The sequence below is a fragment of the Methylocapsa sp. S129 genome, assembly GCF_009765995.1.
In the GTDB taxonomy this organism is placed as follows: Bacteria; Pseudomonadota; Alphaproteobacteria; order Rhizobiales; family Beijerinckiaceae; genus Roseiarcus.
Map to the genome: position 1 here is coordinate 360,213 of NZ_LMUI01000020.1, position 6,083 is coordinate 366,295.

Consider the following 6,083-nt stretch of genomic DNA (forward strand, 5'->3'; position numbering starts at 1 on the left):
CTCACATCCCACGCTTCTCCAGCGCACGATCAAATCGCGCAGCGAGCGCTTCGATCCGCTCGCCGATGTGATCTTCGACGTCTCTCAGATCTCCTCTGCTCGGCAGGCCGCCTAGCGTTTCCCGTAACCGATAGTGGTCGTGATTCATCTGCGCCAAGGTTTCAGTCAGCCTGATAAAAGATGCGCTGTTAGCTTCTTTGTCAGCTTCGAAATCCGCACGCTGGCGGTCGATCGAGAGCGACATGCGTTCCAGACGGGTCATCAGACGCCAGATAAAGGCGACGACGCTCACGGTTAATGTTGCGAGTCCGGTAAAAGCCCATTCGACGAATCCCCAAGGGGGCTTGCTCACATCAGGCAGATCCATGCGACGTCTCCGGATTGTCTCAACGTTCCGTTTTCCTGCGTATGGAATCATTGGCGACTGGCGCGACGCTCGCAACGCTCCGCAGTTCGGCCTGAACCGAACTGATCGCCTGCAATGTCTCGGCGATAAGTCCGATATCCCCGGCGACGCCGGAACCTGCGGCCGCGGCGGCGCATATGCGGTCGGCCGCGTGCGTCATAACGACAAGCCAACGCGCGCTGCCGGCGCGATCGGCGAGCGCATCGAGGAGCGGATCGGTGGCCTTGCAAAGCCTGCCGAGATCAACGGCAACGCCATCGATGTCCGTTATGACGACGCCCGCGCCGGCTATCCAGGGCGCGAGATGAGCGCCGGCGAGAAAGGTGGCGAACGCCGCCGGCAAGACGATGAACGGAGCGGCCATGGTCACCCGCCTGCCGGAAGGGAGGCCGCCGCCGTCGGCGCGCTCACGCCGCCCGCTGTCGCCGCTTTGATGGCCGCCACCGCGCCGATAATCTGGACCGAGGCGGCGACCGGGTCCGCCGTGGCGGGGTTTTGACAGAGCGGCGAACCGGCTAGAGCCGCGGCGCCATTCGCTGTCTTGGCGATCGTTGACGCCGCGCCGCCGCCGGCCAGTCCGGACGCGGAATAGGCGCTCGCCAGTGTGGCGATCTGTCCGACAATCTGGCAGGCGCTGGGCAAGTCGGCGATGGCGAGTTGCGCGCCCGCGTCGATTTTGGCGGCGACGGCGACGAGCCTGGAATTGCCGGTGGAGCCGATGACGTTCTGGACCGCTGCGCAGCCGTCGAGCGCGAGCGCGCCGAGAGCCGCGGATGCGAAAAGAAGAGTTTTCATGGGATATCCTCTCAAAAAAAAGCCGGCGGCCTTTTCGGGCGCCGGCGCGGATGGTTTGGCTCTTTCGCCAGAATTATCTGGCGAGGTATTGGTTGTAGGCTTCGGTCAGTAGCTGCGCGGCGAGCTGGGCGGCCGGAGCGTAAATTCCAAGTTGCGACCAGTCGTAATGTCCGAGCGTGGCGACGATCGCCGTCGCCGCCGCGGTGGCGAGGCCGACGCCAAGGTGTCGCCAGAAATCTTTTGTCATCGCATTCCTCATTGATGCGCCCTCCGGAGCTTGCGGGAATCCACGCGCGCGCCGGCGGACGCGAAAGCGCCCGCGCGCGAAGATCAAGGGTTCAGGGATTATTCGAAATCGCCGACCGACCAGACCGCGCCAAAGACGAGGCTGATGACGAGCCAGAGATGACCGCCGAAAAGCCAGGCAATGCCGCCGAAGGCCGCCGAAACAACGAAGGCTTTGGCGGCGCGCAAGGCGTTAGGCGTGCGCTGACGCCGGCGGCGCCGCTGCGGGATCGTGCTGGCCCCATTCGGGCAGGAAGCCACGCGCGAAGGCCTCTTGCACGCGCTTGACGAAGCCGGCCCAGACGGCGCCGTCCGTTGTCGGATCGCTGTGGCCGCCGCCTGCCGCGCCAAGATCATAATGGCTGCAGAATCCCGAGCCCTCGCCATGCCGCGCCCAGACAGCTGAGATTTGATATTTGTGCAGCAGCCATGCGACGATATTGGCGGCGGCGCTCCACTCGGCCTCGCCATAGCCGGCCTTGGCGAAGCCCGCCATTTCGAGCCCTATCGAGCGCGAATTATAATCGCAGGCGTGCCAGGCCTTTTTGGCGAAAGGGACCATCTGCGTCGCCTGCGAGCCGTCCTCCTTGAGGACGATATGGGCGCTGACTTGGGAGTGCCGGTTGGCGAACCAACTGACGGCGCTCTCCGCCCCGCCTTCCGTATCGTGAATCACGATAAGGTCGATGCGGCTTCCCGCGCGTTCGGAAAAATTAGGCGACGGAATTTGCCTCAAAGGCGGGAGGAAAGGGGGAGACCAGTTGGGCATGCGGGTTTCTCCTTCGGTTTGGGTGGTTCTTAGTTTTGCGCCCCGGCGTGCTTGTTTTCGCCGGCGCCGACTGGGCGCAGCGTCGAGATTGAACTGACGGGGAGAGGCTGCGGCTGGTCCGCCCCTGAAAAATGGTCCCCCCTAAGGTACGGCTTTAGAGCCGATGGAGGACATTGGAACGACCAGGAAGCGACGCACAGCGGACAAGATTGTCGCGAAGCTTCGATAGGTCGACGTGCTGGCATCGCAGTATTGGTCGCTTGCGGAGGCGGTGCGAATGATAGGCGTGACGGAAGTCGCCTATTGCCGGGGGCCGACCGAATATGGTGGACTAAAGGTGCAGGCTGGACCACCTAGACATGATTTTTACACTGGCGTGCCGCTCTCGACGTTCGGCCTTCTCCAAGGAGGGCGCTACTTTATCCTCCCGTCGCTCGCGAGTAGATGTCTGCAATGAAGCTATTGCACGGCCTAATCAAACGGAAGGGCGACCGCTTGGAAAAAAAACGCAGAACGCTTAGTGCCATAGGCACCGTGTCGCTGGTCCTCTCTATGCTCGATCAGTTTCCGTCGTTGCGAAATGTCTGTTCCGAATGCAGTCCGAGAGTCCCGACAAATCTTATGCAAGAGGAATGAAATCAATATGCGGTTAGGAATGACGCTGATTGTCCGTGACGAGGCGGACCTCGTTGCGGAAAACATCAAATTTCACGCGCGGATGGGAGTTGATGCCTTTGCGATTTATGATAACGGCTCCAAGGACGAAACACTGGAGCTTCTGCAAGGCCTCCGCACAACCTACGATCTTGCATTATTTGACGATCCCGGTCCGTTCGACAAAGAGCGGCGGTCGATGGTCCTGGCGCGGCATTTGCGCGAGCGCCAAGGTGCGGACTGGCTTATCTCCAACGACGCCGATGAGTTTTGGCTGCCGAAAAGCGGCAACTTGAAGTCCCTGATGGGTTCCGAAACTTCAGTTCTAGTTGCGCGTCGTTATAACTTCCTGCCGCGGACAATCGACGTTGCCGCATGCGATTACAAATTCCATCACAACATCATGCTGGTTGAAAAACCTTATGGCCCGCAGCCACCCGCGCCGGATCCCAGCGATCCGTTGCTATACCCGATAATGCTCCGTGCCATTCCAGGAAAAGTCGCGTGCGCCCTGGAAGGGTTGGAACATATCCATAAGGGAAACCACAGCGTGGACCACGCGAAAGGCCCGGCGCTGGGCACGGACGACGCCATTGTTTTCCATTATCACATTCGCAGTTATGAATATTTCGAATCAAAGATCCGCAATCACGGCGAAAACCTTGATGGCGTCACCGGCGGAACGTCCTGGCATCTTCGCCGCTGGCACGCAATCTATCTTGCAGGAAATTTGCGGAAAGAATACGAATCGCTGCTGCTAGATGAGCAACAAACGCAATCCTTATTAGCGGATGGCGTGATCCGAGAAGAACGAGTTCTCGCCAATTTCTTCGCTGCCGCTGAACCATCGGCGTGACGCGCAACAATAAAATGGCGAAAGCGCTTTCTAACAAAAAAAACAAGCCCGATGAAAGAAAGAGCAGCTTCGCAGTTGCTCTGGCCCCTCTTCGGGCTAAGGCCAACACTTTTGTGAAAGCATTCGCTGATTGCGTGCATGCGGGTGGCCTGGAAGTATACGACTATACGTATGAGACAGAATTGCCGAAAAACATAAATTGCATCATTTTTCATTGGCCGAATGAGTTTTTTGTTGGCCAATCCGAGCAAAGAAATCAAGAGCTAAGGCACCTCCTGTCAATATGGCAAGAAGCACAGAAGCAGTATGGCTTACGTCTAATATGGGTGGCGCACAACGTGCACCCTCATGACCGTAATGATTTTTGTCTTGAACTGAGAACAGACTTTATAAACGCCCTTGATGGCATTATTTATTTGTCCGCGCGTTCGCGTGATATCATCCATGAAGCCTATGCTCCGGATGTAACGCGTGAGTTGGTCACCGTGCATGGTCACTACCGCGATAATAGTTCAACGCGGCCTCAACCTCTGCCGCCGATCGATGCGGTGGTACGGCTTTGCTATTTCGGGCGCATCCGCCCTTACAAGAATCTCGACACACTTATTGATTGCATGAGTACGCTGACAAGGTCACAAGCATTACTGAGCATTACAGGCTTCAGGCTCGATCAGGCCTACGCCTCCCGACTTGAGGATTTGGCGCAGGGGCGTTCTGATATCCAGCTAGATTTGCGCTCTCACTTCGTGCCAGAGGAGGATCTGGAGGCGGTTATCGACCAAAGTCATGGGATCATCTTACCGTATCGCGATATACTCAACAGTGGGGCGGCGTTGTTGGCTCTTTCGCGCAATCGCCCCGTTTTGGCTCCTCGTTTGGGAAGCCTGCCCGAATTGCAGGGCGATGTCGGGGAGGACTGGCTGCATCTCTACGACACAGCGTTGAATTCGACGGTACTACAAGAATTCATCGATCGGTTGCGCAAAAAATCACCTGAACAATGTAATTTATCGGCGTATGACTGGGGCCCAATCGGGCAATCCGTGTGTCGCTTTATTGAGCAGGTTTGTGCTGATGACAAGTGAGTGCCCGCCTCTTTCTTCATACCATCCAGTGCGCTACTGGCGCCAAGAACTTCGTCACGAATTGCAGAATTTTGGAGATTATTTAAGCGAATTTTTTCTGCGAGCGCTGCTTACCGTGCCGATTTATCCCGCCGAGGCGTATCATCTGATTGGCAGCACTATCGCCGAAAAAAAAATAAGGCGGGATTTCGGCGATTTGCGGATCGCCTCAGGTGAGGGGCAGGTTGCGTTTTGGGGGTGCGGCACGCGCGGCGATGAGCCACTCTCTTGCTGGGCTCTTGAACATGCGAAGTTTTTCGGTGTGAGGGGACCCCGGACTCGCGAAGTTCTCGGGTTGCCCGATAACACGGTACTGGGTGATCCAGGTCTTTTAGTGCCACTCATTCACCCGAAACCGGCCAAAGGACACGGGCGTACACTCTGTATCACGCACTTTCATGAATCGCGCACTCCCGACGATATCAAGCAACAAACCGGCGTTGACGCCGTAATTTCTGCCGCCATCCCTGGAAACCTGACGGCGTTGCGGGTCTTGATTGACCAGATTGCTGAGGCTGATTTTGTGTTAAGCGGAGCTTTGCATGGGGCTGTTCTAGCGTGTGCCTATGAGGTGCCTTTCTCGTATTTCGATTCCGGTTACATCGACGTGCCGTTCAAGTGGGCTGATTTCGCCTCTTCAATCGGCGTGCCGGCACTGTTTGCACAAACCTTGAAGGAAGGTCGCGCGATTTTTGCCGACACCTTTGTGTCAAACTACAAGCCACTACCCTTGACACGTATACTTGCTGCAGCTCCGTTCGGAGTCCGCCACGCGATGATATTGAAGGCCCTTAATCATGACAAACATATGGATCAACGCACATTTGACGAACTTACCGCAAGACTTGCAGCAGAAGGAGTTGATTCGCCGCATGTCATCACAGATGCTCAAGAAATGTGGCTTTCACTGGAAAGACGCCGGTTTCTTCGGCGCCTTGATAATTTTAACAGACTCTCGCGATTGAATGCCGATGACCAGACTGAATGATGTCGACATAGTTAGCCTCGTTCACCGCTTTCAGGCCGCATACGTGAACCAATTCAGCTTTCACCTTTTCAGATAATCGCATTGGCCAATGGACAACCTCCGACTAGCGGTCGGGGTTTAACCGTAAGCGATGTTTTGATCCCACCTTTCGCGTGAGGGGATGATCTGAGAGTCTTCGGCGGGTTGGCCGTTGGACTTAGAATGAT

General features: G+C 56.8%; 9 protein-coding genes. 3 read left to right on the forward strand and 6 right to left on the reverse strand.

Features of this window, described 5'->3' with window-relative positions; all coding sequences use genetic code 11:
• Position 1: 1 nt before the first annotated feature.
• From GSQ90_RS14375 to GSQ90_RS14395, 6 genes are all read right to left on the reverse strand, one after another.
• A complete protein-coding gene (locus GSQ90_RS14375; RefSeq protein WP_158815504.1) occupies positions 2-367 on the reverse strand; it encodes a hypothetical protein in 366 nt (121 codons plus the stop codon).
• A 19-nt stretch (positions 368-386) separates the two neighbouring features.
• Entirely contained in the window at positions 387-770 is a 384-nt protein-coding gene (locus GSQ90_RS14380) for a hypothetical protein (protein WP_158815505.1), read from the reverse strand.
• 2 nt (positions 771-772) lie between these two features.
• Complete coding sequence (locus tag GSQ90_RS14385) at positions 773-1,201, reverse strand: hypothetical protein (protein ID WP_158815506.1); 429 nt, start codon at positions 1,199-1,201, stop codon at positions 773-775.
• A 73-nt stretch (positions 1,202-1,274) separates the two neighbouring features.
• Positions 1,275-1,448, reverse strand: coding sequence for a hypothetical protein (locus tag GSQ90_RS14390; RefSeq protein ID WP_158815507.1), 174 nt, complete (start codon positions 1,446-1,448; stop codon positions 1,275-1,277).
• 98 nt (positions 1,449-1,546) lie between these two features.
• Positions 1,547-1,675, reverse strand: coding sequence for a hypothetical protein (locus tag GSQ90_RS32685; protein ID WP_256366605.1), 129 nt, complete (start codon positions 1,673-1,675; stop codon positions 1,547-1,549).
• A gap of 4 nt (positions 1,676-1,679) precedes the next feature.
• Entirely contained in the window at positions 1,680-2,255 is a 576-nt protein-coding gene (locus GSQ90_RS14395; protein WP_158815508.1) for an N-acetylmuramoyl-L-alanine amidase, read from the reverse strand.
• Between the two features lie 655 nt (positions 2,256-2,910).
• Between GSQ90_RS14395 and GSQ90_RS14400 the strand changes: the two genes are divergently transcribed.
• From GSQ90_RS14400 to GSQ90_RS14410, 3 genes are read left to right on the forward strand one after another with little or no spacing between them, the layout of a single operon-like run.
• Complete coding sequence (locus GSQ90_RS14400; protein ID WP_158815509.1) at positions 2,911-3,765, forward strand: glycosyltransferase family 2 protein; 855 nt, start codon at positions 2,911-2,913, stop codon at positions 3,763-3,765.
• Positions 3,762-4,850 (forward strand): hypothetical protein, encoded by a 1,089-nt coding sequence (locus tag GSQ90_RS14405; protein WP_158815510.1) that lies wholly within the window; start codon positions 3,762-3,764, stop codon positions 4,848-4,850. Before GSQ90_RS14400 ends, GSQ90_RS14405 begins: the two co-directional genes overlap by 4 nt.
• Complete coding sequence (locus GSQ90_RS14410; RefSeq protein ID WP_246731609.1) at positions 4,840-5,877, forward strand: polysaccharide pyruvyl transferase family protein; 1,038 nt, start codon at positions 4,840-4,842, stop codon at positions 5,875-5,877. Before GSQ90_RS14405 ends, GSQ90_RS14410 begins: the two co-directional genes overlap by 11 nt.
• Positions 5,878-6,083 lie beyond the last annotated feature (206 nt).